We start from the raw sequence: 26662 nt of genomic DNA on the forward strand, positions 1-26662 counted from the left end.
CCACCCCCGGCCCCGCCTCGTTGATCATGAAGTTGTTGTCGCGACACGCCGGCACGACTGACAACAACTTCATGATCAACCAGACGAAGGGCGGGGCGGGGGAGATGGGGAGATGGATGGGTTAGGGGCGGGTTAGGGTGCCGGTGGCGACTAGCAGGGCGGGGCCGGAGAGCCAGCAGGAGTCCTCGGCGACGGTCACCGTGAGGCGGCCGCCGGGGACGTCGACGGCCACCGAGCCGGTGTCGAGGCCGGTGTCCCGCAGGGCCACGGCGGCGACCGCACAGGCGCCGGTGCCGCAGGAGAGCGTCTCGGCGGAGCCACGCTCGTAGACCCGCATCAGCACGTGCGCGTCGACGCCGTCGACCGGCGCGCCGGGGGTGGTGAACTCGACGTTCACTCCGGTCGGGAAGATCGCCGGGTCGAACCCGGGTGCCCGGGTCAGATCCAGCCCGGCCAGGTCCAGCCCGGCGGGCAGCGGGCAGACCAGGTGGGGGTTGCCGACATCCACCGCCGTGCCGGGCAGGGTCAACCCGCCGAGGGCGGCGGCGGAGGCGTCGTACAACCGGGGGCGGCGCATCTCGACGGCGATGGCGTCGCCGTCGACCCGCGCCCGCACGACGCCGGCCCGGGTGGCCACCGGCAACGCGTCACCGGCCGGCACGGCCAGCCCGGTCTCCAGCAGGTACCGGACGAAGACCCGGGCGCCGTTGCCGCACATCTCGGCGAAGGACCCGTCGGAGTTCCAGTAGTCCATGAACCACTCGGCCTCGCCGGCCAGGGCGGCACCCTCGGGGTGCTTGGCGGCGCGGACCACGCGCAGCACGCCATCGCCGCCGATCCCGCGCCGACGGTCGCAGATCGCCGCCACCAGATCGGGCGTCAGCTCCAACGCGCCGTCCGGGTCGGGCAGGATCACGAAGTCGTTGCCGGTGCCGTGCCCCTTGGTGAACTCCACGCCCCCATCATCGCGCAGTCTCGCCGAGGATCCGCACGGCGGCCTCGACCAGCCCCGGGTCGGCCGAGTCGAGCCAGTGCATGCGGGGGTCGCGCCGGAACCAGGAGCGCTGGCGACGGACGAAGCGGCGGGTGGCCCGGACCGTCTCGTCGCGCGCCTCGGTCTCGGTCAGCTCCCCACCGAGGAAGCGCAGCACCTGCTGGTAGCCGAGCGCCCGGCTGGCCGTACGCCCCTCGGGCAGGCCCCGCCCGACCAGCTCGCGGGTCTCGGCGACCAGCCCGTCGGTCCACATCCGGTCCACCCGGACCGCGATCCGCTCGTCGAGCAGGGCGGTGTCCAGGTCCACCCCGATCTGCGTCGCCGGGTAGTACGGCGTGGGCTGCGGCAGCGCGGCCGTGAACGACCCGCCGGTCAGCTCGATCACCTCCAGCGCCCGGACGATCCGCCGGCCGTTGCCGGGCAGGATCCCCGCCGCCGCCACCGGGTCGGCCTCGCGCAGCCGCGCGTGCAGCGGCGCCGGCCCGCTCGTGGCCAACTCGCCTTCCAGACGCTGCCGGATCGCCGGGTCGGTACCGGGAAACTCGAACTGCTCCAGCACCGCCCGCACGTAGAGCCCGGACCCGCCGACCAACAGCGGCACCCGGCCCCGGGCGAGGATGCCGTCCACCGCCGCGCGGGCCAACCGCTGGTACTCCGCCACGCTCGCCGGCTCGGTGACCTCCCAGATGTCGAGCAGGTGATGCGGCACACCGGCGCGCTGGGCGGCGGTGAGCTTCGCCGTGCCGATGTCCATGCCCCGGTAGAGCTGCATCGAGTCGGCGTTGACCACCTCGCCGTCGAGCGCGTGCGCCAGGGCGATGCTCAGCGCCGACTTGCCCGCCGCCGTCGGCCCGACCACGGCGACCACGGTGCCCGGGCTGGTCACGGCCGCTCCCAGCCGGCCACGAAGTAGGTCACCCCGTACGGCGCGGCGTGATAGCTCAGGTCGCCGCGCCACTGGCCGCCGGTCGCCCGCGCGGCACCGGCGAGCACCTGCCAGGGCGCCCGGCCGGCGACCCGCAGCTGCGTGGACAGGGCCGGGTCCAGCCCGAGCAGGGCGTCGAGGTCCGCGCCGGCCAGCGCCCGGGCCACCCCGTCGTCGTACGCCTCGGCACGCGGGTCGGCGTAGCCGGGCGCCTTCTCGCCCCGGCAGGCCGATCCGTCCCCCATCACCAGCAGCGCCCACGGCTGGTCCGCACCGAGCCGGGCACCGAGGTCCGCGCAGGTCTCGACCGGCTCGTCGGCGCCCACGGTCGCCATCCGCCACGCCGTGCCGCCGGGGTGCGGTGCCCGGCCGAGCAGCCAGGCGCCGACGAGCAGGCTGAGCGGGAGGGTGTCACCGCCGGACGGGCCGTCGGGGCCGCCGCCGATCCGCACCGCGAGGGGCACGCCCCACGGCGCGAAGCTGCCCCGGTAGGGGGCGTCGAGGTCGGCGCTGCGGTCGCCGGCGCCGACCACCACGACGCTGCGCGCACCGGAGCCGCACAGCCGGGCCACCGCCGCGTCGCAGGCGGCGCGGAGATCGTCCAGCTCCGGCGCGGCGGCACCGGCGATCTCGGGGACGAGCAGCGGCGGATGGGGGCAGACGGCGGCGGCGACCAGTGGCACCAGGCAACCGTAGCGGTCCGGCTCAGCCCGGTTGGCCGCCCCAGCCGCCCTGGACCATGGTCTGGAACCGCCACTGCCCGCCGACGCGGACCAGCAGGTCGGCGTAGCGGACCCGCTGGGTCGCCCCGTCGACGGTGAACTGGGCGTCGGTGAAGACCACCACCAGGCTCCCGGTGAGGAAGTACGGCGTGCGGTGGGACTCCATCGTCACGTCGCCGCCCGCACCGAGCACGCCCCGCATCATCTCGACGTACTCCGCTCTGGTGAGCTGCCGCGCGGAACCCTCGCCGGCAGCGTCGTCGGTGACCGTGTTGAGCGGGAACAGCGCCAGGTCGGCGGTGCCCTCGGCGTCACCGGCCGCCGCGCGGGCGTCGTACCGCCGGAACCACTCGTCGAGGGAGGCCAGATCCTCGGGACCGGGGACGAAGCCCGGGTCGGCCGGAGGCGTGAGGGTGCTGCGTGACTCGGTCATCTGTTCCTCCTCGCCGGCGCCCGACACGGGCGCCTCGACCGTACATTGTACCGTACGCCGTACGGGGAAATGCGGCACGCCGACCCGGATGATGCCGACCCAGGCCCTAGGACACCGTATGGTCACGGTCGGCGATAGGCGCTCGACGCGGACCGGGGCGCACCTGTGACAATGCCCGGAGAAACTTGGCTGCGCCGTGGCGGCACCCGGGAGGCTGCTCCCTGGGTGCCGGGAGAACGAGGATGGGCACATGAGCGACTGGACTGCCTTCGGACGGGTGGACGCGGACGGCACCGTTTACGTCAAGACAGCCGAGGGCGAGCGGGTGGTCGGATCCTGGCAGGCGGGAGCACCGGAGGAGGGGCTGGCGCACTTCGCACGCCGCTTCGCCGACCTGGTGACCGAAGTGGATCTGACCGAGGCGCGGCTCAACTCCGGCGCGGCGGACGCCAACCACTCGCTCGCCACCATCCGGCGGATCCGCGCCTCACTGGCCGAGGCGCACGTCGTCGGCGACATCGACGCGCTGGCCGCCCGCCTCGACAAGCTCGCCACGGTGGCCGACGAGAAGGCCGGCGAGGCCCGGGCCGCCAAGGAGGCGGCCCGCACCGAGGCTCTCGCCCGCAAGACCGTGCTGGTGGAGGAGGCCGAGAAGCTGGCGGCGGAGTCGACCGGTTGGAAGACCGCCGGTGACCGGCTCAAGGAGATCCTCGACGAGTGGAAGACCATCCGCGGGGTCGACAAGAAGACCGACGGCGAGCTGTGGAAGCGGTTCGCCGCCGCGCGGGACGGCTTCACCCGCCGCCGGGGCGCCCACTTCGCCTCCCTGGACGCGCAACGCAAGCAGGCGCAGACGGTCAAGGAGGAGCTGGTCGCCGAGGCCGAGAAGGTCTCCGACTCCACCGACTGGGCGGCGACGGCCAACCACCTCAAGAACCTGATGAACCAGTGGAAGGCCGCGCCGCGCGCCTCGAAGGAGGCCGAGCAGCGGCTGTGGGAACGGTTCCGCGCCGCGCAGGACGCCTTCTTCACCCGCCGCAGCGAGGTCTTCTCCGCCCGCGACAACGAGCAGCGCGCCAACCTGGAGCGCAAGCAGGCGCTGCTCGCCGAGGCCGAGGCGCTCGACATCGACGGTGACCCGAAGGGTGCCCAGGCCAAGCTGCGGGACATCCAGGCGCAGTGGCACGAGGCCGGTCGGGTGCCGCGCGAGGCGGCCGCCGGGCTGGAGCGCCGGCTGCGGGCCGTCGACGAGAAGGTCCGCGAGGTGATGGACTCGGCCTGGCGGCGGACCACCCGGGAGGAGAACCCGCTGCTGGCCCAGATGCGCTCGCAGGTCGCCGAGGCCGAGGAGCGGCTGGCGCGGGCGAAGGCCGCCGGCGACACCCGGCGGGTCAAGGAGGCCGAGCAGGCGCTCGCCTCGAAGCGCCAGTTCCTCCAGCTGGCCGAGCAGGCCGGCTGAGGACACGCGGCCCGGCGCCGGCCGGCTGACGGTCGGCGCGCCCGGGCGGCCGGCCGCCGTCGGTCAGTGCGCGGCGGCGCAGCCGGTGGCGGGCTCGGGCGCCGCGGCCGGCGCGCCGATCGTGGGCAGTCCGAGCAGCACCCCGGGGGTACGCGGTGACCGCCCCGCCTCGGCCGCGTCGCCGGCCCGGGTGCGCCGGTGCGACAGCGGCGCACCGTCGGCGTTGAGGTGGTGCGGCGCGGCGTAGGTGATCGTGGTGTGCACGATGTCGCCGGGACGGATCGCGCCCCCGTCGCCGTTCCCGCCCGTCGCGAAGTGCACCAGGCGGCCGTCGCGGGCCCGGCCGGACATCCGGCCGGTCCGCTCGTCCTTGCGGCCCTCCCCGACGGCGACCAGCACCTCGACGGTCTCGCCGACTAGCTTCCGGTTCTCCGCCCAGGTGATCTCCTCGACGCAGGCGATCAACCGCTCGTACCGCTCCTGCACGACCTGCTTGGGCAGCTGACCGTCCATGCTCGCGGCCGGGGTGCCGGGGCGCTTCGAATACTGGAACGTGAAGGCGGAGGAGAAGCGCGCCTCGCGGACCACGTCCAGGGTGCGCGCGAAGTCCGCCTCGGTCTCGCCCGGAAAGCCGACGATGATGTCCGTGGTGATCGCCGCGTCCGGCATCGCCGCCCGGACCTTCTCGATGATCCCCAGGTACCGCTCCGACCGGTACGAGCGGCGCATCGCGCGCAGCACGTCGTCGGAGCCGGACTGCAACGGCATGTGCAGCGAGTGGCACACGTTCGGCGTCTCGGCCATCGCCGCGATCACGTCGTCGGTGAAGTCCTTCGGGTGCGGGCTGGTGAACCGCACCCGCTCCAGCCCATCGATCTCACCGCAGGCCCGCAGCAGCTTCCCGAAGGCGTACCGGTCACCGAACTCGACGCCGTAGGAGTTGACGTTCTGCCCGAGCAGCGTCACCTCCAGCACGCCCTCGTCGACCAGGGCCCGCACCTCGCTCAGGATGTCGCCGGGGCGGCGGTCCTTCTCCTTGCCGCGCAGCGCCGGCACGATGCAGAACGTGCAGGTGTTGTTGCAGCCGACCGAGATCGACACCCAGCCGGCGTACGTCGACTCGCGGCGGGTCGGCAGCGTCGAGGGAAAGACGTCGAGGGATTCGAGGATCTCCACCTCGGCGGCCGCGTTGTGCCGGGCCCGCTCCAGCAGCACCGGCAGCGACCCGATGTTGTGGGTGCCGAAGACCACGTCGACCCAGGGCGCCTTGCGGACGATGTCGCCGCGGTCCTTCTGGGCCAGGCAACCACCGACGGCGATCTGCATCCCCGGATGCCGGTTCTTGACCGGACGCAGATGACCGAGGTTGCCGTAGAGGCGGTTGTCGGCGTTCTCCCGGACCGCGCAGGTGTTGAACACCATCACGTCCGGGGTGTCGTCGGCCTCGCCCGCGCGGACATAGCCCGCCTGCTCCAGCAGGCCGGAGATGCGCTCGGAGTCGTGCACGTTCATCTGGCAGCCGTAGGTTCGCACCTGGTAGGTGCGCGGGCCGCCCGCCGCTGCGGTAGTCATGACGAGCACAGCCTATCCGGGCCCGAGGCACCGGAGGCGAACGAGGAGGAGCCATGTGCCGGAGCATCAAGACTTTGCGTGAGCCGTACACCCCGGAGGTCACCGACGCGGACGTCCGGGCCGCGGCGTTGCAGTACGTCCGGAAGATCTCCGGATTCCGGGCGCCGGCGGCGCACAACGCCGAGGCGTTCGACGCGGCGGTGAGCACGATCGCGGCGGCCACCCGCACCCTGCTCGACCAGCTGGAGGTCCGCGGCGGGCGCCGGGCGTAGGGCCGCCTCAGGCGGCGGCGAGCGCGGGGTTCACCGAGTCGGGGGCCCAGCGCGAGCGGTGGCAGCGCGACCAGCCCCGGCAGCGCGGATCCGCCTCGGTGCAGAGGCGCCGTTCGCTGAGCACCTCGCCGTCGTCGGTCTCCCGCACGTCGAAGTGGACCGGGCGGATGCTGCCGTCGGGGGCGACCAGCAGGTGCCGGGTGTCGTCGAGCGTGTCGTCGCGCAGCAGGCAGTTGCGGTCGAGCTGCCGGGCCAGCGCCGCGATGCTGGGCAGCTCGGGCAGCTCGTCCGGCACGCCGTAGCAGTCCACGATCGTGGCGAACTCCCCCGGCGCCTGCCAGACGTCGCAGACCACCGCGTACGTCGGCAGCCGGACCGGATCCGCCACCGCCAGCGGCATCACCACCCGACCGAGCGCGTCGGCCAGCGCCGGGTAGACCTCCACCGGTCGCACCCGGTCGATTCTCCAGTTCCACAGCTCGGTCATGCCGTCTCCTCGCTGTGCTCGTCCCCACCGGCCTCCGGATCGGGCCTTACAGACGATGGTGGGGGGCATTTGCCCCCAGCCGGGGGCAAGTTACCGGTCTGTGACCATTCTGGGCAAAATTTCCGGAGCCTCATCGCTCCAGGTAGCGGGAAGATGACAGTTTATCGGGTATCGTGCGCGTTCCCGCGCAGCGGCTCGCCGCGCGCCCGGCGTGCCCGGTCAGCGCAGCACGATCCGGTGTTCGCCCGGGGGCAGCAGCTCACCGATGACCGGGGCGCCCGGCACCTCGCCGGCCACCAGCAGCCCGCCGGAGGTCTGCGCGTCGGCCAGCAACAGCCGGTCGGTCTCGCCCACCGCGCCGGTATCGGTCCACGGGGTCACCCACTCCAGGTTGCGGCGGGAGCCGCCGCTGACGTACCCGTCGCGGACCGCCTCCCGGGCGCCGGCCAGGTACGGCACCCGGGCGGTGTCGATCGCCACGGTCAACCGGCTGGCCCGGGCCAGCTTCGAGGCGTGACCGAGCAGGCCGAAGCCGGTCACGTCGGTGCCGCAGCGCACACCCGCCGCCACCGCCGCCCGCGCCGCGTCCCGGTTCAGCGTGGTCATCGCCGCCACCGCCTCCGGGAAGCTCTCGCCGGTGTTCTTGTGCCGGGTGTTGAGCACGCCGATGCCGAGCGGCTTGGTCAGCGACAGCGGCGATCCGACCCGCCCGGCGTCGAGAGTGATCAGCTCCTCCGGCCGGACCAGCCCGGTGACGGCCAGGCCGTACTTCGGGCCGTCGTCGTCGACGCTGTGCCCGCCGGCCAGGTGGCAACCGGCGGCGCGGGCCACGTCCAGGCCACCGCGCAGCACCTCCCGGGCCAGTTCCAGCGGCAACACGTCCCGTGGCCAGCAGAGCAGATTGAGCGCGACCAGCGGACTGCCGCCCATCGCGTACACGTCGGACAGCGCGTTGGTGGCGGCGATCCGACCCCAGTCGTACGCGTCGTCGACCACCGGGGTGAAGAAGTCCGCGGTGGTCACCACGCCGGTGCGCTCGTCCAGCCGGACCACCGCGGCGTCGTCGCCGTGTTCGAGCCCGACCAGCAGGTCGGCGGTGCCGGCGCTGGGGCCCAGCCCGGCCACCATCGCCTCCAGCTCGCCGGGTGGGATCTTGCACGCGCATCCCCCGCCACGGGCGTACCGGGTCAACCGCACGGGCTCGGTCATCCCCTCATGATCTCCGTCACGCGAGCCGGGCGCCACCCGTAGAGGGCAATTTCGGACTCCCGGGGCCGATCGGCGACGGTGTTACCGCTCCGTGACCATCTGAGTTGTGTTCCGCCACGTCACCCCGCCTACAGTGGCCGCTACCGGGGGTCGACCGACCCTCGATGGGCGACGAGGAGGACAGACGACGTGGCGACGGGCGAACCGCTCATCGTGCTGGACTCGGTCAACAAGTGGTTCGGGCCGCTGCACGTGCTGGACGACGTCTCGCTGTCGGTGGGTCGGGGCGAGGTGGTCGTGGTGATCGGCCCGTCCGGTTCCGGCAAGTCGACCCTGTGCCGCACGATCAACCGGCTGGAGCCGATCAACTCCGGCACCATCACCTTCGACGGTCAGACGCTGCCGGCCGAGGGCAAGGCCCTGGCCAAGCTGCGCAGCGAGGTCGGCATGGTGTTCCAGTCGTTCAACCTCTTCGCGCACAAGACCATCCTGGAAAACGTCACGCTCGGCCCGATCAAGGTCCGCGGCGAGAAGCCGGCGGCAGCCCGCGAGCGAGGGCTCGCCCTGCTCGACCGGGTCGGCATCGCCAACCAGGCCGACAAGTTCCCGGCCCAGCTCTCCGGCGGCCAGCAGCAGCGCGCGGCGATCGCCCGCGCGCTGGCCATGCAGCCCAAGGCGATGCTCTTCGACGAGCCCACCAGCGCGCTGGACCCGGAGATGGTCGGCGAGGTGCTGGACGTGATGACCTCGCTCGCCCGCGACGGCATGACCATGGTCGTGGTCACCCACGAGATGGGCTTCGCCCGGCACGCCGCCAACCGGGTCATCTTCATGGCCGACGGCAGGCTCGTCGAGGAGGCTCCGCCGAGCGAGTTCTTCGCCAGCCCGCGCAGCGACCGGGCCAAGGACTTCCTCTCCAAAATCCTCACGCACTAGGCCGTCCGTAGTGGAGCACGCCGTCCCCGGGCGGCGGTTCCGTCGTAGTAGAAGGAGATGAACATGCGTATCAAGCGCATAGCGGCGTTCGCCGCGGCCGCCACCCTCGCGCTCGGCGTGACCGCCTGTGGCGGCGACGACGCCGACGAGGGCACCGGCGGCGAGAGCAAGTCGTTCGCCGCCGGCAGCACGATGGAGCGCCTCAACAACGCGCAGGCCATCAAGATCGGGACGAAGTTCGACCAGCCGCTCTTCGGTCTGAAGGGCCTCGACGGCAACCTGCAGGGCTTCGATGTCGAGATCGGCAAGATCATCGCCAACGAGCTGGGCGTTCCGGAGAACAAGATCGAGTGGGTCGAGACCCCGTCGACCGTCCGTGAGCAGCGGATCGAGGAGGGCGCGGTCGACATCGTCATCGCGACCTACACCATCAACGACACCCGCAAGGAGCGGATCGACTTCGCCGGGCCGTACTACATCGCCGGCCAGACCATCCTGGTCAAGGCCGACGAGAACGAGATCACCGGCCCCGACTCGTTCAAGACCACCGGCAAGAAGGTCTGCTCGGTGCAGGGCTCGACCCCGGCCTCGAACATCGAGCAGTACCTGTCGAACGTCGGCGAGCAGCTCGTCGTCTTCGACGTCTACACCAAGTGCCTCGACGCCCTCAAGGGCGGCCAGGTCGACGCCATCACCACCGACAACGTCATCCTGAGCGGCTACATGTCGCAGAACGAGGGCCAGTTCAAGCTCGTCGGTGAGACCTTCACCGAGGAGCCGTACGGCATCGGCCTGAAGAAGGGCGACAACGACTTCCGGACGTTCCTGAACGACACCCTGGAGAAGACCTTCGAGGACGGCCGCTACCTGCAGGCGTGGAAGGACACCGCCGGCACGGTCGACGCCACCGACCCGAAGATCCCGACCGTCGAGCGCTACTGATCGCACCAGCTGAAGGGTCATTTCGTGGACGTTCTCGTCAACAACTTCGACGTCTTCCGCAGCGGATTCTTCGTCACCCTTCAGCTGTGCATCCTGTCGGCCACGGGGGCGTTGATCATCGGCGTCCTCGTGGCCGTCATGCGGATTTCCCCGGTGCCGCCGCTGCGCTGGCTCGGCGGCACGTACGTCACCGTCCTGCGCAACTGCCCGCTCACGATCGTCATGTTCTTCGCGGCGTTCGCGTTGCCGGCGCTCGGCTCCAACGCCGACTTCCTGCGGATCCCCGGGCTGGACAAACTCTTCCAGCGCCTCGGCACCGACCTGCCGTACTTCCGGTTCGCGCTGATCGCGCTCAGCGTCTACACGGCCGCGTTCGTGGCCGAGGCGATCCGCAGCGGCGTCAACGGCGTGCCGAGCGGCCAGGCCGAGGCCGCGCGGGCCGTCGGGCTCACCTTCACCCAGAACCTGCGCTACGTCGTCCTGCCCCAGGCCTGGAAAGGAGCGATCGTGCCGCTCGGCAGCGTGCTGATCGCCATGATCAAGAACTCGGCACTGGCCGGCTTCTTCGGCGTCACCGGGGACCTGTCCGCCAACGCCCAGTCACTCACCAGCGCCGGCGGCCACCCGATCATCCCCGTCTTTATCGGCATCAGCGTGGGCTACCTGATCCTCACGGTCCCCCTCGGCCTGCTCCTCGACCGGATCGAGCGTCGCCAGGCGGTGGCGCGATGAGCGAACGTAGTGAGCGAATCATCCGGTTCAGTGCGATGGTGCCTCATCGCGGCGCCGAGCGCAGCGAGGTGGCGCGATGAGCAACGAGTCGATGTCCGTCCTCTACGACGCACCGGGCCCGCGCGCCCGCCGGATCACCCTCGTCTCGAGCGTGCTCGCCGCGATCGCCGCGGCGGCCGGGTTCTACTTCCTCGTCTACCGGCCGCTCGACGAACGCGGCCAGTTCACGATGGAGAAGTGGGGACCACTGATCGACCCCGGCAACGAGGTCTTCGGTCAGGTGTGGACCCAGCTCGGTCAGGGCTTCCGGGCGACCCTGACGGCCGCCGCACTCGCCATCGTCACCTCACTGGCGTTCGGCACCCTGCTCGCCGTCCTGCGCGTACAGCTCAAGGCGCTGATGCGCCGCCGGTTCACCACCCTGCCGCTACCGGTGGCCCTGGCGGTACGCGCGCTGAGCTGGCTGCTCAACGGCATCACCCGATTCTTCGTCGAGATCTTCCGAGGACTGCCGGTCGTCATCACGATCTTCTTCTGCGCGAGCGGCCTACCGGTGCTCGGCGTCGACCTCGGCAGCATCCTCTGGTATCTGGTGCTCGGCCTGACCATCTACAACGGCGTGGTCATCGGCGAGATCCTCCGCTCCGGCATGGAGGGGCTGCCCGGCGGCCAGCGCGAGGCGGCCAACGCGATCGGGCTGACCTCGTTCCAGGCGACCCGCATGATCCTGCTGCCGCAGGCATTCCGGATCATGCTGCCGGCCCTGATCAGCCAGCTCGTCGTCGTCTTCAAGGACACCTCGCTGGGCTTCATCATCAGCTACGAAGAGGTGCTCCGGAAGAGCAGCTTCATCATCCAGGTGCTCGACAACCCGATCCAGGTGTACGTCGTCGTCGGTGTCATCTACATCGGCGTCAACTACCTGCTGTCGAAGCTCGCCGAATACACCCAGCGCCGCCTCTCCCGGGGGCGGAAGGCGATCCCGACGGCGGGGCCGAGGCCGGAGGGAGCGGGACCGGCCACCGCCCAGGAGACCGAGGCGGTAGCCGGTACGGCCACCTGATCACGTGACCCGGTCGGGTGGCGCGGTACCTCCACCCGACCGGCTCGCCGTCAGCGGGCGATCTCGGTGACGCGGGACTCGCGTACCACCGTCACCCGGATCTGGCCGGGATAGGTCAGCTCCTCCTCGATCTGCTTGGCCACGTCCCGGGCCAGCACCGCCGCGCCGATGTCGTCGACGTCGTCGGGCTTGACCATCACCCGGATCTCCCGGCCCGCCTGCATGGCGAAGACCTTCTCCACACCCAGCTTGCCGGCCGCGATCTCCTCGATCCGCTCCAGCCGCTTGACGTACACCTCCAGGCTCTCCCGCCGGGCCCCCGGCCGCCCCCCGGAACAGGCGTCGGACGCCTGGGTGAGCACCGCCTCGACGGTCTGCGGCGCCACCTCGTTGTGGTGCGCCTCGATGGCGTGCACCACGTCCTCGCTCTCGCCGTACTTGCGGGCCACGTCGGCGCCGATGATGGCGTGGCTGCCCTCCACCTCGTGGGTGAGCGCCTTGCCGATGTCGTGCAGGAACGCCGACCGCTTGATCAGCGGGACGTCCAGACGCAGCTCGGCGGCCATGACACCGGCGATGTGCGCGGTCTCCACCAGGTGCTTGAGCACGTTCTGCCCGTACGACGTGCGGTAGCGCAGCCGCCCCAGCAGCGTGACCAGCTCCGGGTGTATCTCGGTGATGCCGACCTCCACCAGGGCGTCCTCGGCGGCCCGCTGGCACAGCTGGTCCACCTCCTGCCGGGCCAGGTCGTGCACCTCCTCGATCCGGTGCGGGTGGATCCGGCCGTCCAGCACCAGCTTCTCCAGCGTCAACCGGCCGACCTCGCGGCGTACCGGGTCGAAGCAGGACAGCAGCACCGCCTCGGGCGTATCGTCGATGATCAGGTTGACCCCGGTGACCGACTCGAAGGCACGGATGTTGCGGCCCTCCCGGCCGATGATCCGCCCCTTCATCTCGTCACCCGGCAGGTGCAGCACGCTGACCACGCTCTCGGCGGTCTGCTCGCTGGCCACCCGCTGGATCGCGTCGACCACGATGTGCCGGGCACGCTGCTCGGCGGTGGACCGCGCGTCGGACTCGATCTCCCGTACCAGCAGCGCAGCCTCCCGCTTGGCCTGGGTCTCGATCGCGTCGACCAGATCGGCCCGCGCGGCGTCGGCGGTCAGCCCGGCGACCCGCTCCAGCTCGCGCCGCCGCTGGTTCTCCGCCTCGACCAGCTCCTCCTCCCGGGCCACCAGTCCCGCCTCCCGCGCGGCGAGGGCGGCCGTCGCGGAGGTCAACTGGCGCTCCCGCTCGGCGAGCCGCTCCACCTCCTCGGTGTGCAGTCGCTCCCGCTCGTCCATCCGGGCCGCCCGCCGCTCCACCTCGGCGGCCTGCTCACGGGTGGTCGCGGCGAGCACCGCCACCTCCCGCTCGCCGCTGCGCCGGGCCGTGGTCCGCAGCTGCTCCGCATCCGCCTCGGCCTGCTTGTGCGCCCGTTCGAGCACCGTGTCCGCCTCGGCGCGGGCATCGTCGAGCACCCGACGCGCCTCCGCCCGGGCCGCCTTCGCCTCGGCCTTGGCCGCCGCCGCCTCCGTGCGGGCCGCCGCGGCGGCGGACTTCGCCACGTCGATGGTGCTGTTCACCTCGTCCGCGGCGGTCCGCAGCGCGGCCAGGGACTGCTCCTGGCGATCCTTCTCCGCGACGTACGCCGGATCCTCCGGTGCCGGGCGCGCCTGGAGCCCGCGCAGCACCCGGAGCCCCAGGAAGATCGCGCCGAGCACCACCAGGGTCAACACCAGCACGGCAACCAGGAGTACGACGTCAAACGCGCTCATGCCGGCGCTCCGCTTCGCTCCGCGCCGCCCTGAGGCACCACCGCACTGAGCCGATGACTCGCTCGCTCACGCTCACTCACGCCCGACGCTCCGGTCGCCGGATCCTGCTCACCGTCGTCGGTGGCCCCGGACTCCCCTGCGCCGTCGGCCGGCTCCCCGCTCATGCCGGCACTCCGCTACGCTCCGCGCCGCCCTGAGGCACCACCACACTGAACTGATGATTCACTCGCTGACGCTCGCTCATGCCGGCACTCCGCTACGCTCCGCGCCGCCCTGAGGCACCACCACACTGAACTGAGACATCACCGCGCTGAGCCCGATGGCTCGCTCGCACCGCTCGTTCGTGCCGGTGAACCTGTACCGCCTCGTCATGGCGCGCCTCCCCTGAAACGTCGCGCCGCAACAGCCTGCCGGTGGGCACGCTCCTGCGACTCTGGACGCCCGACCGGAGCGCCTGGCCGTGGGGTGGCTTCCTCCGCCGACGGTGTCCCTGCGGACCGTCGGCGGGCCGGGTGCAGTGTCACGTAAGCACCGGACCGGCCTGTCCGGAGCTGACGTACGCGGCCGGTGGTGCCGGCCAAAGTGATGCTGTTCCGTTACGGGATCTATGTTGTGCGCTTAGCCTGCGCTTGGTCGGGCAATGTGAGCCTTTATGGCGAGGCTAGGTCTCAACCGGCCTCCGGTCAAGAACTCATGATCAAACCACCCGGACGGAGAGAAGTTACTCAGTCACCCTGCGCCAACAAATACTCGGACTCCAGTGGGCAAAAAAGACGACAACCACCGCCCCCGGGGCCCCCAACCAGGACCACCCACCACCGGTCCCCACCCACCGCTCGGCGCTAACCGCCAGACCAGCCGTTGATCATGAGGTTAGCGGGCAGTTTAGAGATCAAAGTGCCCGCTAACTTCATGATCAACGCCGTGATGGGCCGGGAGGGAGGGCGGGGGCGGGAGCTGTTAGCCGTCGGGGTCGGGGTCGGCGAGGGCGTCGGGGTCGATCTGCTCGGCGAACTCGGCCGCCTCGGCGCTCTGCGCGGCAAGCGCGTCCTTGACCGCCCGGATGGCGACCCCCGCCGGGTAGCCCTTGCGGGCCAGCATGCCGACCAGCCGCCGGAACACCGCATCCGGCTCACCCCGGGCGGTACGCAGTTTCCGCTCCACCAGGGCGCGGGCGGTCTCCGCCTCGGTGGTGTCGTCCAACTCGCCGAGCGCCGCGCTGGCGGTGTCGCCGTCGACGCCGCGCTGACGCAACTCGTTGGCGAGTGCCCGGCGGGCCAGCCCTCGGCCGGTGTGCCGGCTGGTCACCCAGGCCCGGGCGAACGCGGCGTCGTCGATGATGCCGACCTCGTCGTACCGGTCGAGAACCTGGCTGGCGGTCTCCTCGGAGATGCCCCGCCGGGCCAGCGCGGTAGCCAGTTCCGCGCGGGTACGAGGGCGGACCGCGAGCTGCCGCAGGCAGATCTCCCGGGCCACCTCGGCCTCGTCCACCGTCTTGGCTTCGCCCACCGGCCCGGTCGGGGCACGGCCGGATCCCGACCCGCCGCGCGGGAAGACCGGTGCCCGTCCGAAGCCGCCCCGGTCACCGGACACGGCCGGCCCCGGGCCATGCCCGGCATCGCCATCGGATGCGCCGTCTGACTCCGGGGCACCCGGGTCAGGCTCGTCTCCGGAGGCGCGCCGACCTCGGCGGGGGCGCGGTGTGGCGTCACCCGCACGGGGCGGGCTGGCATCCCAGCCCCGCCCTGTGCGAGCACGTCGTCCTGCCACGACCGGAGGATCAGAAGTCGACCGGCGGCAGCTCCGGGCCACCGGTGGCGTCGCCCGCGCCGACCCCGACGCCGAGCTTCTCCAGGATCTTCTTCTCGATCTCGGCGGCCACGTCCGGGTTCTCCCGGAGGAACTCGCGGGCCTTCTCCTTGCCCTGACCGAGCTGGTCACCGTCGTAGGTGTACCAGGCGCCGGACTTGCGGATGATCGACTGCTCGACACCGACGTCGATCAGCGAACCCTCGCGGGAGATGCCCTTGCCATACATGATGTCGAACTCGGCCTGTTTGAATGGGGACGCAACTTTGTTCTTCACGACCTTGACCCGGGTGCGGTTACCGACCACGTCGGTACCGTCCTTGAGGCTCTCGATGCGCCGCACGTCGAGCCGGACCGAGGCGTAGAACTTCAGCGCCCGACCACCCGTCGTGGTTTCGGGGCTGTTGTGCACCAGGATTCCGTCAGCGAGATAGTTGTGCGAGCCTTCGATCTCGATGTCGAACCGGTCCATGTTCTTATGGTCGCGCCTAGCCTCGATCTCGAGAATCCGAGCAGGCAGCGGGTACATCACCGGCTGGGTGAACTGCGAGACCACTTCGCAACGGCCACGGAACCTCGGCAGAAGCTTGTACTCCATGCACTCGGGGATGTATGGCGCGACCATTTCCTGGAACTTCTCGGAAGCCGCAGTGGTGAAACGCAGGACGTTGACCTGACGCTGCCCGCGCTTCGTGAGCTTCACGTCGAGACGCCAGCCGTCGCGCAGGTACTCCAGCAGACGCTGACGGCTACCTTCGCTCATCGCCTCGACGCAGATCTCTATGCGGCCACTGCCGCCCTTGGTCCGCTGTTGCACTCCCTTGGAACGCAGCGTGAAGCAGCCGTCGTCCATATACCAGACAGCGAGGGCAAAGGGGGTCAGTTCCTTAAGGTAATCCCAGCTCAGGTGCTTCTTACCGTCACCCAGATAGACCGCCTGCCGCAGCTCTCCGAGCTCGGCAAGTGGAGTGAAGTCGGCGAACACCGCACCCTTCTGGTTGGACGTTCGACTGTGCTGGACATTGCTGAGCAGGGAGACCTTCCAGTCGAGGTAAACGGCCTGCTCAGCAGCATGGCCCATCCGAAAACGGCCGCTCTCTGCGTCTCGCCGAACAGGCGCCGAAAGGTTGCCATCTCCCATCAACGAGCCAAGCACCAGCTGCCACTGCTGCGGGCTCAACACGTGGGGTTGGGCCAGCATCACCCGATCACCGGGAAGCAGCTCGCCCGCCTCACGCCAGCCGCCCGGAGTCATGATCAGATGGTTACGGGTCATCGACATGGTCGCTCGACCCCGACCAGCACCGCCACCCGCCCGCTCGACCTTGAATCGCAGGAACTCCTCGGTCGTGCCGTTGTTGAACCAGTTGACGACCCGGCGCGGGGTAAGACAGCCCAACTCCCCGTCGTAGGAGAGCACCTTGACGTCCATCTTCTCGGTAACGATCTTGCCGAGGGGCTGCTGAGAGCCGTCGGCGAGAGTGACCTTGGTATCCCAAGATCCACATCCGAACATGACACCGATCTTCTCGCGGAGCTGGTTGATGAAGATCGCGGTGGTGCCGGTGTTGTTGAGCACACCGGTGATCTTCCGCAGCGCCTGGCTCATCAGCCGGGCCTGCAGACCCACGTGGCTGTCACCCATCTCGCCCTCGATCTCGGCTCGCGGCACCAGAGCGGCGACCGAGTCGATGACGATGATGTCGATCGCACCGGAACGGACCAGCATGTCCGCGATCTCCAGCGCCTGCTCGCCGGTGTCCGGCTGGGAAACCAGCAGGGCGTCGGTGTCGACGCCGAGGGCCTTCGCGTACTCCGGGTCGAGCGCGTGCTCCGCGTCGATGAAGGCGGCGATGCCGCCGGCCCGCTGGGCGTTGGCCACCGCGTGCAGGGCGACCGTGGTCTTCCCGCTGCTCTCGGGACCGTATACCTCGACGACCCGGCCGCGGGGCAGACCGCCCACGCCGAGTGCCACGTCGAGCGCGATGGAACCGGTCTGAATGACCGAGGTCTGGATGACCGGCCGCTCCCCCAGCCGCATCACCGAGCCCTTGCCGAATTGTTTGTCAATCTGAGCGAGAGCAAGGTCGAGCGCCTTCTCCCGGTCAGGTCCTGCCGCCATCGTTGCCACCCCTGCCTTCGCCGGCGTCTTTCCTGAGCTTCGCGTCACGCGGGACACGCTAGGCGCTGGGTCCGACAGAACACCAGCCGCCGGGCCGTGGCCTGTGGACGAGCACCCGCTGTGGACAATAGCCGAACAGGTGTACGAGTCGGCAAGAGACACGCGGAAGTAACGAATCGGCCGCTCAGCGTAGTCGCGCGGGCACCCGGTCGGGGTAGGCGGCGACCACGGCCCGCCACACCACGTGGGTCTCCTCACCGGCCGCGAGGGCCTGCTCGATGGTCCGCCCGCCGAGTTCCGACAGCACCTGGTCGCTGGCGATGCTGGTCGCGTACGCCGGCCCGAACGCCTCCGCCAGTCGCGCCCAGAAGTCGGTCAGCCGCACGGGTCACTCCTTCTCGTCCGGTGCGCCCACCGGCGCCCGACGCAACGCTAGCGCCAGCAGTGGCGCCACCGCGACCGCGGCGAGCAGGCTCAGCACGGGATAGCCCGCCACCTGCATGACAAACCCGCTGACCGCACCGGCGAGGGCCCCGGCCAACCCCATGACCAGGTCGGACAGGCCCTGCGCGCTGGGGCGTACCGGGTCCGGCACCGACTCCGACAGCAGGGTGGAGCCGGCCACCATGGTCGCCGACCAGCCGAGCCCGAGCAGGATCAGCCCGACGGTGAGCTGGAGCGTGTGGTGTCCGGCGGTGCCGGTGACCGCGCAGGCGGCCAGCAGCGTCCCGATCCCACCGAGGATGACCGGGCGCCGGCCGGACCGGTCGGCGAGCCAGCCGACCACCGGCGCCAACCCGTACATGCCGGCGATGTGCAGGCTCAGCACGAGCCCGACCACCGGCAGCACCTCCTCGACGGCGTAGTACTCCCGCAGATGCACCGGGGCCATCGTCATCACGGCCACCATCACCAGGTGGCCCATTGCCACGGCGGCGATACCGAGCCGGGCCGCGGGCCGGGCGCGTACCACCGACCAGGCGGCGCGCATGCCCGCACCGCGCCGGGCCGGCGGTGCCGGCGCCGCGACCGGCTCGGCCGCGGCCACGACCGGGCTGGGCGCCGAGACCGGGCCGGTAGCCGACGCCGGGCTGGGCGCCGACGCCGGGCCGGTAGCCGAGACCGGGCCGGGCGCGGCCGGGTCGGTGCCGGGTGGCAGCGGGGGTGCCTCGGCCGGCCCGGGGTCGCCGGAGCGGGCCGCCGCGAGCCGGCGCGCGGTGAGCAGCGGGTCGGGGCGCAACCACAGCAGCAGTACGCCGGCGGCGAGCACGAACGCGGCGGCGCTGAACGCGAACGGGCCGGCCAGGGCCGGCAGTCCCCAACCCCTGGTGGCGCGGTCGGCGAGCGCGGCGAAGTTCGGGGCGGCCACCGCGCCGATGGTGGTGGCCCAGACGATCAGCGACAGCTGCCGGGCCCGCCGGTCCGGTGCGGCCAGGTCGACCGCGGCGTAGCGGGCCTGCAGGTTGGCCGTGGAACCGCCGCCGAACAGCAGCATGCCGACGAAGAGCAGGGGGATCGAGCGGGTCGCCGCGGCCAGCACGATCAGCGTGCCGCCCACCGTGCCGACGCCGTACGCGAAGGCCAGGCCCGGGCGGCGGCCGTGCCCGTTGGTGATCCGGGTTACCGGGACGGCGAGCAGCGCACCGCCGACCACGGCGGCGCTCAGCGCCAGCCCGGCCAGCGCGGTGCCGGCGATCTCGGCGGCGAGCAGCGCCCCGACGGCGATGCCGATGGTCACCCCGATGCCGCCGACGATCTGGGTGGTGAGGAGCAGCCGCAGGGTACGCCGCTGGATCGGCGCGACATCCGGGTGCGCCGGCACCGGGGTCGTCAGGTCAGTCGCCAACGGGATGCTCCTTGGTGAGGGACTGACCATCCTGTCGCACCGACCGGCGGGTGGCAGCCCGGTTTCGTCACAGCCCCAGGCCGCGTCCGATGATCTCCTTCATGATCTCGGTGGTGCCGCCGTAGATGGTCTGCACCCGGCTGTCCAGCCAGGCCCTCGCCACCGGGTACTCCAGCATGAAGCCGTAGCCGCCGTGCAACTGCACGCACCGGTCGGCGACCCGGTTCTGCAACTCGGTGGTCCACCACTTGGCCCTGGCCGCGTCGGTCACCGACAGTCGGCCCGCGTTGAACTCGGCGATGCAGTGGTTGAGGAAGGTCCGCGCGATGGTCACCTCGGTGTCCAGCTCGGCCAGGAGGAACCGGTTGTGCTGGAACTTGCCGATCGGCCGGCCGAACGCCTCCCGGGTGAGCGCGTAGTCCAGGGTCAGCGCGAGCAGCCGCTCGGCGGCGGCGACCGCGGCGATGGCGATGCTGAGCCGTTCCCGGGGCAGGTTGGCCATCAGGTGGTAGAAGCCGTGGTTCTCGGTGCCGATGAGGTTCTCCGCCGGCACCCGGCAGTCGTCGAAGAAGAGTTCGGCGGTGTCGTTGGCCTTCAGGCCCACCTTCGCCAGCCGGCGGCCCCGGGTGAAGCCGGCGGTGCCGGTCTCCACCGCGATCAGGCTCACGCCGTGCGCGCCCTCGTCGGCGGTACGGGCGACCACGATCACCAGGTCGGCCTGTTCGCCGTTGGTGATGAACGTCTTCTGCCCGTTGAGTACGTAGTCGTCACCGTCGCGCACGGCGGTGGTGCGTACGCCGGCCAGGTCGGAACCGGTGCCCGGTTCGCTCATCGCGATGGCGGTGACCAGGTCCCCCGAGCAGAACCGTGGCAGCCAGCGCTGGCGCTGCTCCTCGGTGGTCAACTCGGTGAGGTACGGCGCCACCACGTCGTTGTGCAGGCCGAAGCCGAGCCCGGAGCAGCCGGCGTTGACGATCTCCTCGACCAGGACCGCGTTGTACCGGAAGTCCCGCTGCCCGCCACCGCCGTACGCCTCGTCGATGTCCGGGCCGAGCAGTCCGGCGGCGCCCGCCTTGCGCCACACCTCGCGGTCGACGATCCCGTCGGCCTCCCAGCGTTCGTGGTGCGGCACCGCCTCCCGGACCAGGAACGTGCGGCACAGCTCGCGGAACTCGTCGTGGTCGCGGTCGTAGAGATGCTGCTGCATGGCGGCAAGTGTGGCACCGCCCACCACCCCCGCACAGGCCACCAACCCGGGCGGCCCCCGCCACGCCCAGCCGGATCGCGTCGAGATCTTGGACAGTTTCCGTGAGCGCGTAACGGAAACTGTCCAAGATTGACGTGTGCTGCTGGCGGCGGGGCCCGCCAGCACGCGAACCGTCAGCCGGCGAGGGCTCGGGCGGCGACGGTGAGGTCGGCGACCAGCCCGTCGTACGCGACGTCCTGGTTGTCGGCGCGGAGCACGGCGGAGGGGTGGATGGTGGCCAGCAGTCGGGCCGGCGGTGCGTCGGCGGTGTGGCCGGCGCTGTCCACCGGCACCCGCTGGAAGTCCTCCGGGTGCTGTGCGGCGGCCGGCCACGGCAGCAGTTCGCCGCGCTGGCGGGTGACCCGGAACGCCGGTCCGAGCAGCGCCTTCGCGGCGGTCGCCCCGAGCACGACGACCACCTCCGGGTGCAGCCGGGCGAACTCGGCCACCAGCCAGGGCCGGCAGGCGGCGATGTGCACCCGGTCGGGCGTCTGGTGGATGCGCCGCTTGCCCCGCAACTCGAAGCGGAAGTGCTTCACCGCGTTGGTGAGGTAGATATGTCCCGGATCGAGTCCGGCGTCGTCCACGGCCCGGCGGAGCAGCCGGCCGGCGGGGCCGACGAAGGGCAGGCCCTTCTGGTCCTCCATGTCGCCGGGCTGTTCGCCGACGAAGACGACCCGGGCGCTGGCGTCGCCCCGGCCGAAGACGGTCTGGGAGGCGTCCCGGTACAGCTCGCAGCCCCGGCAGCCGGCGGCAGCGGCCCGCAGGGCGTCGAGGGTGTCGGCCTGCGGCGGGATGAACCGCTGGGCGCCGGGCGCGGTATCGGTGTCGGCCATAGCGATTGTTCTACCCGGTGTGACGCGGACCACGCGAGCAGGGCCGGCCGGTCCGCCCTGGTGTCCCACCACGAGTTGCGGCATCTCGGGGTATCCGGCGGTAGCCGAAGGTACCGGCACCCCGCGTACGGAGAGAACGGCCCCGGCCACTCCACTGCGAGGCGGTCGGGGCCGTTGTCGTTGGCGCCTACGTCGAGTACTCCAGCTCGGTCCGCGCGAGGTCACGCAGCCGCTCGGCCAGCGTGCCCGGGTCAAGCTCCCGGAGGTAGGCCACCAGGGCGTCACGGGTCGCCCCGACGATGCCCGGCAGGGCACCTCCGTGGATGTCGACGGGCAGGAGAATCTGCCGGAAGGCAACCTCCTCGATCGCACCGCTGGTCAGCTTCTCCATGATCCAGAACGGTGTGCGCTCCCGGATGGCGAAGGTGAGGTGAAGGCTCGGTTCGTCGGCTGCGTTGAACGGGTTGTGCACCCACCCTCGCGGCAGGAGCATCGACTGCCCCGGCTCCAGGTCGATGACCATGTCTGGGCCGGCGGCCGTCCACTCCTCGATATAACTGTGCTTCCAGACTCGGAAGGACTCCAGGTGCTCGCGCATGGGGGCCTCCACGACGGGTGGCCACAGTTCCCAGCGCTTCACCCCGGCGATCTGGACGATGACCGCCATCTGCTGGTCCCAGTGGTGGCGGAGCCCTTGCTCCTGACCGGGGGTCAGGAAGGCGTGCACGTAGTTCGAGTAGCCGGTCTCCTCCTGGATGCCGCGGGCCAGGCGTGCCATGAAGGGCATCACTCGCTGAAGGTTTCCGAGGCGGATGGTGTAGCCCTGCTCGTAGAGCCGACGCAGGCGGGCGGCGTCCGTCCGACCATCCGTGCTCCACGACCGGGCGTTCAGCGCGGGGGCCGGGGCCTTGATCGCGGCGATCTCGTCGGCCGGGACGCAGCCGGTGTCGATCCACTCGTAGAGCCATTCGGGTGTGACGGTGCTGCCCAACTCGGTAGGCGGGCACTTGTAGACCTTGGGTTCGTCGGGCCAGCGGTCCAGCAGGTCCGCGACCCCGATCGGGGGAAGTACGAGGCCGAGCGACACGGCCACCTCCTCTATTGAGTGCGTGGCGGCAGCGGGCAGGCGATGTCGGGGAAGAACCGGCTGGGGCAGCAGACCACCGCGAACGAGACGTAGCTGAAGACCGGCGTGTAGTAGCCCCAGACCGCGTCGCTACCGAGGCGCAGGCTGGCGCAGTTCTGCTCGACCAACTCCTCCACCATGAGCAGCGGACCACCGGATAGGTCGGCCGGATTCGCTTCGCGGACCCGTTTCATCCAGGCCCCCGCATCGGCGACATCGGTCCACGTGCGTTCGCGTGCTGCCTGGTTGCGGCGGAGCAGCCAGTGTCCGGTTTCCACCGGCGTCATGGTGTTGCCCAGGAAGATTTGCGTATCGGCGTCACCCGGCTGCGCCCCCGGCCGCCGGGGCCCCTCCTTGGCGAACTCCGAACGCGGACCCGTCCACGGACCGAAGCCGTGCCAGTGCCCATTCCAATCGCCCATCGGTGCCCTTGTCTCTGTGCTGTTGGGACCGACCGCCCCCGACACTGGTTGGGCGAGGGCGGCCGGCTGCGCCGTGAACGTGCGAGGGGTCAGACCGTCAGGCCGCGGCCCTTGACCCACTGGACCGCGAGGTTGTCCAGCTCGGAGCCGGTGAAGCGCAGCTCGGCGCCGGACCGGCCCTCCTTGTTGTCGCGCACCACGAAGGCGTCGGCGACGCCCGGAATCGGGGCGACCTCGGCACAGGTCTCGTTGTCGCCGCCGAGGTTGCCGCCGCAGTAGGTCGTGAACTTCGCGCCGTCGACCGGCAGCGCGTACAGGTTGGGCTCGTTCATAGCAAGAACCTTCCGTGCTCTCGCGTGTGCAGGAGAGTGCGGCTCCCGCGTCCGTGTCTGTCCTACCGTGTAGCGATCATGAAGGTTGGGCGACTCGCGGGCGGGCGGCCGGACGGGAGGACCTCTCACCTTCGGTTCGAGGGGGGTCACGGTGCTCGCTCCGCAGTCAGCCGGCAAGCCGCCCATCCGATAAACCGGGCGTACAGTTCCTCGGGCTCCGGACCGTCGTGCGGGTTGAGCTGGTAGAGGTCTCTCATGGCCTCGTACATCAGGCCGGCGAGGTAGATCGTCAGGCCGGGAACGTTGTCCCTGAACTCCGTGACGAGCAGTAGGCGGGCCTCGCCGCAGGGCCAGGGCTGCCCGTCAACCCGGCAGAACCACATCGGACGGGCCGGAGTGTGCGGGGCGTTCGCACCAGATCCCCTGGGCCGATCGGCGTGCGGGCCGCGACCCGGCTTCGCAAGCTGGGTGGTCAGCACGGCCGTCCCCCGTTTGCCCGCCACTGCTGGCCCAGCGTCAGGCTGCCCGCACGACCGGGCCACTGGATCGGAAACGGCATGGTCTTCTGCTGACGCATCCACTCGGGCAGGTGCGTGCCACGCCGCCGCTGCGGCAGGACCGGGAGCAGGACTGTCGGGCACAGATGCAACAGCCGGGTACGCATATCGACCTCCGTCACCAATCGATTGGGAGGGGCCACCCCCGGCTAACGGGGGAAGGCGGGGGTGGCCCCAGGACGAAACCCACCCCAGCCCTCCTCGGCGTGGAGCAGATCCGCATGCGTGACAGTCTGGTGAGGACAGCACTACTCTCGGAAGACACACGCGCTGGACGGCGCGCAAGTGCAGCCACCACCCCCCGACGTGCAGAGGTGTGCAGATGCAGCAACCGCCCATGCCCATGTTGGGCCTACTCGCCGGAGAGCTGCGCCGCCTGCGCGTGCGAGCCGGACTCTCGCAGGAAGCCCTCGGGGAGAAGATCCGCTTCTCGGGGTCGCTGGTGGCACAGGTCGAGCAGTGTCGCCGCGCCCCCCGGGAGGAGTTCACCCTGCGGTGCGACGACGCCCTCAACAGTGACGGCTTGTTGACACGGATACGGGAGGCCCTGATCAAGGAGTCCTTCATGCCGTGGTTCCGCGAGTGGGTGACCATCGAGCAGGAAGCGACCGCACTGTGCAGCTTCCAGCCCCTCATTCTGCCGGGCCTGCTCCAGACCGAGGCATACGCGCGAGCACTGCACGAGGGCGCGTCGCACCTGGCCGGCGACGAGATGGAGCAGCAGGTTGCCGCCCGCCTGGCTCGTCAGGCCATCTTGACCCGGGATACCCCACCCATGATTGTTGCCGTCCTGGACTACACCGCACTGGAGCGTCCGATCGGCGGGCCGAAGGTGATGCACGAGCAGCTACGTCACCTACTGGAGGTCGCGTCTAAGCCGAAGGTGCATCTGCATGTGGTGCCTCGGGGCGCTGGCGCCTATCACGGACTGAACGGAGCCTTCGTAATCGCCACACCACCCGAGGGTGAGGACATCGGCTACCTCGACAACCAGCTACAGGGGACGATCGTGGAGCGGACGGCGGACATACACTCTCTGCGACAGACCTGGGAGTCTGTGAGAGCGGAGGCCATGCCCCATGGGGCTACCCTCAAGTTGATCTCGGAGGCAGCAGAGACATGGACCTGACCGGCGCGATCTGGCACAAGAGCACTCGTAGCAGTGGCAACTCCGGCGACTGCGTGGAGGTGGCCGACAACCTGCCGGGCGTCGTGGGCGTCCGGGACAGCAAGGACAAGGAAGGGCCGGCGCTCACCTTCAACCCGCAGTCGTGGCGCTCGTTTGTCGAGTACGCCAAGCAGCACTGATCCAGTGGCGCAGAAGGCCCCCCAGGATCAACCTCCCGGGGGGCCTTCGCTCGTGCCACGGCCTACCACGAGTTGCGGCATCTCGGGGTATCCGGCGAGCGGGATAGCCCGAGATGCCGCAACTCGCGATGATCTCCGGCGCCCGCGGTCAGCCCGTGAATCCGGTCGGCGCGGGCGGGCGGGCGGCGCGGGCTAGCGCGTCGGCCAGCGCCGGTAGCTCCGCCTCGTCCAGCGAGCTGATGGTGATCCGCAGCGCGGGTGGGCCGGCGATGCGGTAGAGGGCGCCGGGTGCGGCCAGCCAGCCGGCGTCGCGCAGCACGGTCGAGGCGACGGTTTCGTCGGTCACCGGCAGCCACACGTTGATGCCGCTGCGGCCGTGGGCGGGCAGGCCCCGGTCGGCCAGGGCGGCGACCAGGTCGTCGCGCCGCCGTTCGTAGCTGCGCGCCGCCCGGTCGACCAGGGCGGCCACCGCCGGATCGTGCCAGAGCGAGAGTACGAGCCGTTGCAGCACGGTGGAGACCCAGCCGGCGCCGACCCGGACCCGGCCGGCCACCCGGGCCACCGTGATCTCGTCGCCGGCCAGCGCGGCCAGCCGTAGGTCGGGCCCGAACGGCTTGCTCACCGAGCGGACGAAGGCCCAGTGGGTGGTCGCCCCCGCGAGCGGGTGCAGCGGTACGCGGGCCAGTTCGGCGGCGTGGTCGTCCTCGATCAGCAGCAGGTCGGCGCGACCGGCGAGCAGGGCGCGCAGCGCGGTGGCCCGGTCGGCGGAGACGGCCGCGCCGGTGGGGTTCTGTGCCCGGCTGGTCACGATCAGCGCCCGTGCCCCGGCGGCGAGCGCGGCGGCCACTCCCGCGACGATCGGCCCGTCGTCGTCGACCGGCACACCGATCGGCCGCAACCCGAGCGCGGCGAGCAGGTCGAGCAGGCTGGCCCAGCCCGGGTCCTCCACGGCGACCGCGTCGCCGGGCCGAAGATGCGCGCCGAGCAGGCGCTCGATGCCGTCCAGCGCGCCACCGGTGAGGGTCAGCTCGGCCGCGGGCACCCCGTCGGCGGCCAGCCGTGCCCGGGCGGCCTCGGCGACCTCGGGCAGCACCTCGCTGTCGGGATAGCCCACCGGTTCGCCACCGGAGTCGGCGAGGGCGGCCAGGTGCGGGCGCAGGGGCGGCAGCAGCCGGGGGTCGGGTTCGCCCCGGGACAGGTCGCGCAGCCCGGGGGCGGGTGGTGGGCGCAGCGCCGCGCGCTGGGCGGCGACCGGTGGCCGGGGGCGTACCCGGGTGCCGTGCCGGCCGGCGGTCACGATGAGTCCGCGTTGGCGCAGGTCGGCGTAGGCGCGGGAGACGGTGGCCGGGCTGACGGCCAGGTCGGCGGCGAGGGTACGCACCGGTGGCAGTGGGTCGCCGGGGGCGAGGGTGGCGTGGCGGATGCCCGACTCGATGCTGGCCGAGATCTCGACGGCCGTCGCACCGGTCACCTGATAGCGTGCTGACACAAACTC

At 71.1% G+C, this 26662-nt stretch carries 27 protein-coding genes and 3 pseudogenes; 8 read left to right on the forward strand and 22 right to left on the reverse strand.

What is annotated here, in order from left to right:
* Nucleotides 1–121: 121 nt before the first annotated feature.
* From dapF to O7615_RS00575, 4 genes are read right to left on the reverse strand one after another with little or no spacing between them, the layout of a single operon-like run.
* Nucleotides 122–955 carry a diaminopimelate epimerase gene (gene dapF, locus O7615_RS00560; RefSeq protein ID WP_278175132.1) on the reverse strand — a complete coding sequence of 278 codons (834 nt, stop codon included), beginning with the start codon at nucleotides 953–955 and terminating at the stop codon, nucleotides 122–124.
* A 7-nt stretch (nucleotides 956–962) separates the two neighbouring features.
* Nucleotides 963–1880 (reverse strand): tRNA (adenosine(37)-N6)-dimethylallyltransferase MiaA, encoded by a 918-nt coding sequence (gene miaA / locus O7615_RS00565; protein ID WP_278175133.1) that lies wholly within the window; start codon nucleotides 1878–1880, stop codon nucleotides 963–965.
* On the reverse strand, nucleotides 1877–2602 hold the full coding sequence (locus O7615_RS00570) for a class III extradiol dioxygenase subunit B-like domain-containing protein (protein WP_278175134.1): 726 nt from the start codon (nucleotides 2600–2602) through the stop codon (nucleotides 1877–1879). Before O7615_RS00570 ends, miaA begins: the two co-directional genes overlap by 4 nt.
* Before the next feature lie 22 nt (nucleotides 2603–2624).
* Nucleotides 2625–3074, reverse strand: coding sequence for a hypothetical protein (locus O7615_RS00575; RefSeq protein WP_278175135.1), 450 nt, complete (start codon nucleotides 3072–3074; stop codon nucleotides 2625–2627).
* Between the two features lie 250 nt (nucleotides 3075–3324).
* Here O7615_RS00575 and O7615_RS00580 point away from each other — a divergent pair, with 250 nt between their 5' ends.
* Nucleotides 3325–4533, forward strand: coding sequence for a DUF349 domain-containing protein (locus O7615_RS00580; RefSeq protein ID WP_278175136.1), 1209 nt, complete (start codon nucleotides 3325–3327; stop codon nucleotides 4531–4533).
* Nucleotides 4534–4596: 63 nt separating this feature from the next.
* On the opposite strand, the gene miaB is transcribed toward O7615_RS00580, so the two are convergent.
* Nucleotides 4597–6105 (reverse strand): tRNA (N6-isopentenyl adenosine(37)-C2)-methylthiotransferase MiaB, encoded by a 1509-nt coding sequence (gene miaB / locus O7615_RS00585; RefSeq protein WP_278175137.1) that lies wholly within the window; start codon nucleotides 6103–6105, stop codon nucleotides 4597–4599.
* Between the two features lie 53 nt (nucleotides 6106–6158).
* Here miaB and O7615_RS00590 point away from each other — a divergent pair, with 53 nt between their 5' ends.
* Nucleotides 6159–6377, forward strand: coding sequence for a DUF2277 domain-containing protein (locus O7615_RS00590; protein WP_278175138.1), 219 nt, complete (start codon nucleotides 6159–6161; stop codon nucleotides 6375–6377).
* A 7-nt stretch (nucleotides 6378–6384) separates the two neighbouring features.
* Here O7615_RS00590 and O7615_RS00595 read toward each other — a convergent pair whose 3' ends face one another.
* Entirely contained in the window at nucleotides 6385–6864 is a 480-nt protein-coding gene (locus O7615_RS00595; RefSeq protein WP_278175139.1) for a hypothetical protein, read from the reverse strand.
* Between the two features lie 219 nt (nucleotides 6865–7083).
* A complete protein-coding gene (gene selD / locus O7615_RS00600; protein ID WP_278175140.1) occupies nucleotides 7084–8073 on the reverse strand; it encodes a selenide, water dikinase SelD in 990 nt (329 codons plus the stop codon).
* Between the two features lie 189 nt (nucleotides 8074–8262).
* Between selD and O7615_RS00605 the strand changes: the two genes are divergently transcribed.
* The 4 genes from O7615_RS00605 to O7615_RS00620 all read left to right on the forward strand — a co-directional run bounded on the left by O7615_RS00605 (nucleotide 8263) and on the right by O7615_RS00620 (nucleotide 11746).
* Entirely contained in the window at nucleotides 8263–9009 is a 747-nt protein-coding gene (locus O7615_RS00605; RefSeq protein WP_278175141.1) for an amino acid ABC transporter ATP-binding protein, read from the forward strand.
* Nucleotides 9010–9072: 63 nt separating this feature from the next.
* A complete protein-coding gene (locus tag O7615_RS00610) occupies nucleotides 9073–9951 on the forward strand; it encodes a glutamate ABC transporter substrate-binding protein (protein WP_278175142.1) in 879 nt (292 codons plus the stop codon).
* A gap of 24 nt (nucleotides 9952–9975) precedes the next feature.
* Nucleotides 9976–10683, forward strand: a complete 708-nt coding sequence (locus O7615_RS00615) for an amino acid ABC transporter permease (RefSeq protein ID WP_278175143.1) — start codon at nucleotides 9976–9978, stop codon at nucleotides 10681–10683.
* A 76-nt stretch (nucleotides 10684–10759) separates the two neighbouring features.
* Nucleotides 10760–11746: an ABC transporter permease subunit gene (locus O7615_RS00620; RefSeq protein ID WP_278175144.1), complete on the forward strand. Its 987-nt coding sequence runs from the start codon at nucleotides 10760–10762 to the stop codon at nucleotides 11744–11746.
* A 50-nt stretch (nucleotides 11747–11796) separates the two neighbouring features.
* Here the strand turns inward: O7615_RS00620 and rny are convergent, their stop codons facing one another.
* The 14 genes and pseudogenes from rny to O7615_RS00690 all read right to left on the reverse strand — a co-directional run bounded on the left by rny (nucleotide 11797) and on the right by O7615_RS00690 (nucleotide 23981).
* Complete coding sequence (gene rny, locus O7615_RS00625; RefSeq protein WP_278175145.1) at nucleotides 11797–13563, reverse strand: ribonuclease Y; 1767 nt, start codon at nucleotides 13561–13563, stop codon at nucleotides 11797–11799.
* 960 nt (nucleotides 13564–14523) lie between these two features.
* Nucleotides 14524–15333: a RecX family transcriptional regulator gene (locus O7615_RS00630; RefSeq protein WP_278175146.1), complete on the reverse strand. Its 810-nt coding sequence runs from the start codon at nucleotides 15331–15333 to the stop codon at nucleotides 14524–14526.
* Nucleotides 15334–15343: 10 nt separating this feature from the next.
* Nucleotides 15344–15775: pseudogene (locus tag O7615_RS00635) on the reverse strand (recombinase RecA); the annotation flags it as partial.
* Nucleotide 15776: 1 nt separating this feature from the next.
* Nucleotides 15777–16888: pseudogene (locus tag O7615_RS00640) on the reverse strand (recombinase RecA); the annotation flags it as partial.
* Nucleotides 16880–17494 (reverse strand): annotated as a pseudogene (gene recA / locus O7615_RS00645) (recombinase RecA); the annotation flags it as partial. The pseudogenes O7615_RS00640 and recA, both read right to left, overlap by 9 nt.
* A 184-nt stretch (nucleotides 17495–17678) precedes the next feature.
* Nucleotides 17679–17879, reverse strand: a complete 201-nt coding sequence (locus O7615_RS00650; RefSeq protein WP_278175147.1) for a DUF3046 domain-containing protein — start codon at nucleotides 17877–17879, stop codon at nucleotides 17679–17681.
* A gap of 3 nt (nucleotides 17880–17882) precedes the next feature.
* The gene (locus tag O7615_RS00655; RefSeq protein WP_278175148.1) at nucleotides 17883–19340 is read right to left on the reverse strand and encodes an MFS transporter; all 1458 of its coding nucleotides are present in this window, start codon (nucleotides 19338–19340) and stop codon (nucleotides 17883–17885) included.
* A gap of 67 nt (nucleotides 19341–19407) precedes the next feature.
* The gene (locus O7615_RS00660) at nucleotides 19408–20547 is read right to left on the reverse strand and encodes an acyl-CoA dehydrogenase family protein (RefSeq protein ID WP_278175149.1); all 1140 of its coding nucleotides are present in this window, start codon (nucleotides 20545–20547) and stop codon (nucleotides 19408–19410) included.
* Nucleotides 20548–20720: 173 nt separating this feature from the next.
* Nucleotides 20721–21422: a UdgX family uracil-DNA binding protein gene (locus O7615_RS00665; RefSeq protein ID WP_278175150.1), complete on the reverse strand. Its 702-nt coding sequence runs from the start codon at nucleotides 21420–21422 to the stop codon at nucleotides 20721–20723.
* A gap of 187 nt (nucleotides 21423–21609) precedes the next feature.
* On the reverse strand, nucleotides 21610–22509 hold the full coding sequence (locus O7615_RS00670) for a cupin domain-containing protein (RefSeq protein WP_278175151.1): 900 nt from the start codon (nucleotides 22507–22509) through the stop codon (nucleotides 21610–21612).
* An 11-nt stretch (nucleotides 22510–22520) separates the two neighbouring features.
* The gene (locus O7615_RS00675) at nucleotides 22521–22970 is read right to left on the reverse strand and encodes a hypothetical protein (protein ID WP_278175152.1); all 450 of its coding nucleotides are present in this window, start codon (nucleotides 22968–22970) and stop codon (nucleotides 22521–22523) included.
* A gap of 89 nt (nucleotides 22971–23059) precedes the next feature.
* Nucleotides 23060–23302, reverse strand: coding sequence for a DUF397 domain-containing protein (locus O7615_RS00680; RefSeq protein WP_278175153.1), 243 nt, complete (start codon nucleotides 23300–23302; stop codon nucleotides 23060–23062).
* Nucleotides 23303–23448: 146 nt separating this feature from the next.
* Nucleotides 23449–23685: a hypothetical protein gene (locus O7615_RS00685; protein WP_347405060.1), complete on the reverse strand. Its 237-nt coding sequence runs from the start codon at nucleotides 23683–23685 to the stop codon at nucleotides 23449–23451.
* 89 nt (nucleotides 23686–23774) lie between these two features.
* Complete coding sequence (locus O7615_RS00690) at nucleotides 23775–23981, reverse strand: hypothetical protein (protein WP_278175155.1); 207 nt, start codon at nucleotides 23979–23981, stop codon at nucleotides 23775–23777.
* Between the two features lie 200 nt (nucleotides 23982–24181).
* Here O7615_RS00690 and O7615_RS00695 point away from each other — a divergent pair, with 200 nt between their 5' ends.
* Both O7615_RS00695 and O7615_RS00700 read left to right on the forward strand, forming a co-directional pair.
* Nucleotides 24182–24988 (forward strand): helix-turn-helix transcriptional regulator, encoded by an 807-nt coding sequence (locus O7615_RS00695; protein ID WP_278175156.1) that lies wholly within the window; start codon nucleotides 24182–24184, stop codon nucleotides 24986–24988.
* Nucleotides 24979–25167: a DUF397 domain-containing protein gene (locus O7615_RS00700; protein WP_278175157.1), complete on the forward strand. Its 189-nt coding sequence runs from the start codon at nucleotides 24979–24981 to the stop codon at nucleotides 25165–25167. The genes O7615_RS00695 and O7615_RS00700 overlap by 10 nt, the downstream gene beginning before the upstream one ends.
* 148 nt (nucleotides 25168–25315) lie before the next feature.
* Here O7615_RS00700 and O7615_RS00705 read toward each other — a convergent pair whose 3' ends face one another.
* Complete coding sequence (locus O7615_RS00705; RefSeq protein ID WP_278175158.1) at nucleotides 25316–26656, reverse strand: aminotransferase class I/II-fold pyridoxal phosphate-dependent enzyme; 1341 nt, start codon at nucleotides 26654–26656, stop codon at nucleotides 25316–25318.
* Between the last annotated feature and the right edge of the window lie 6 nt (nucleotides 26657–26662).

This window comes from Micromonospora sp. WMMD1082 (assembly GCF_029626175.1).
Classification (GTDB): domain Bacteria; phylum Actinomycetota; class Actinomycetes; order Mycobacteriales; family Micromonosporaceae; genus Micromonospora.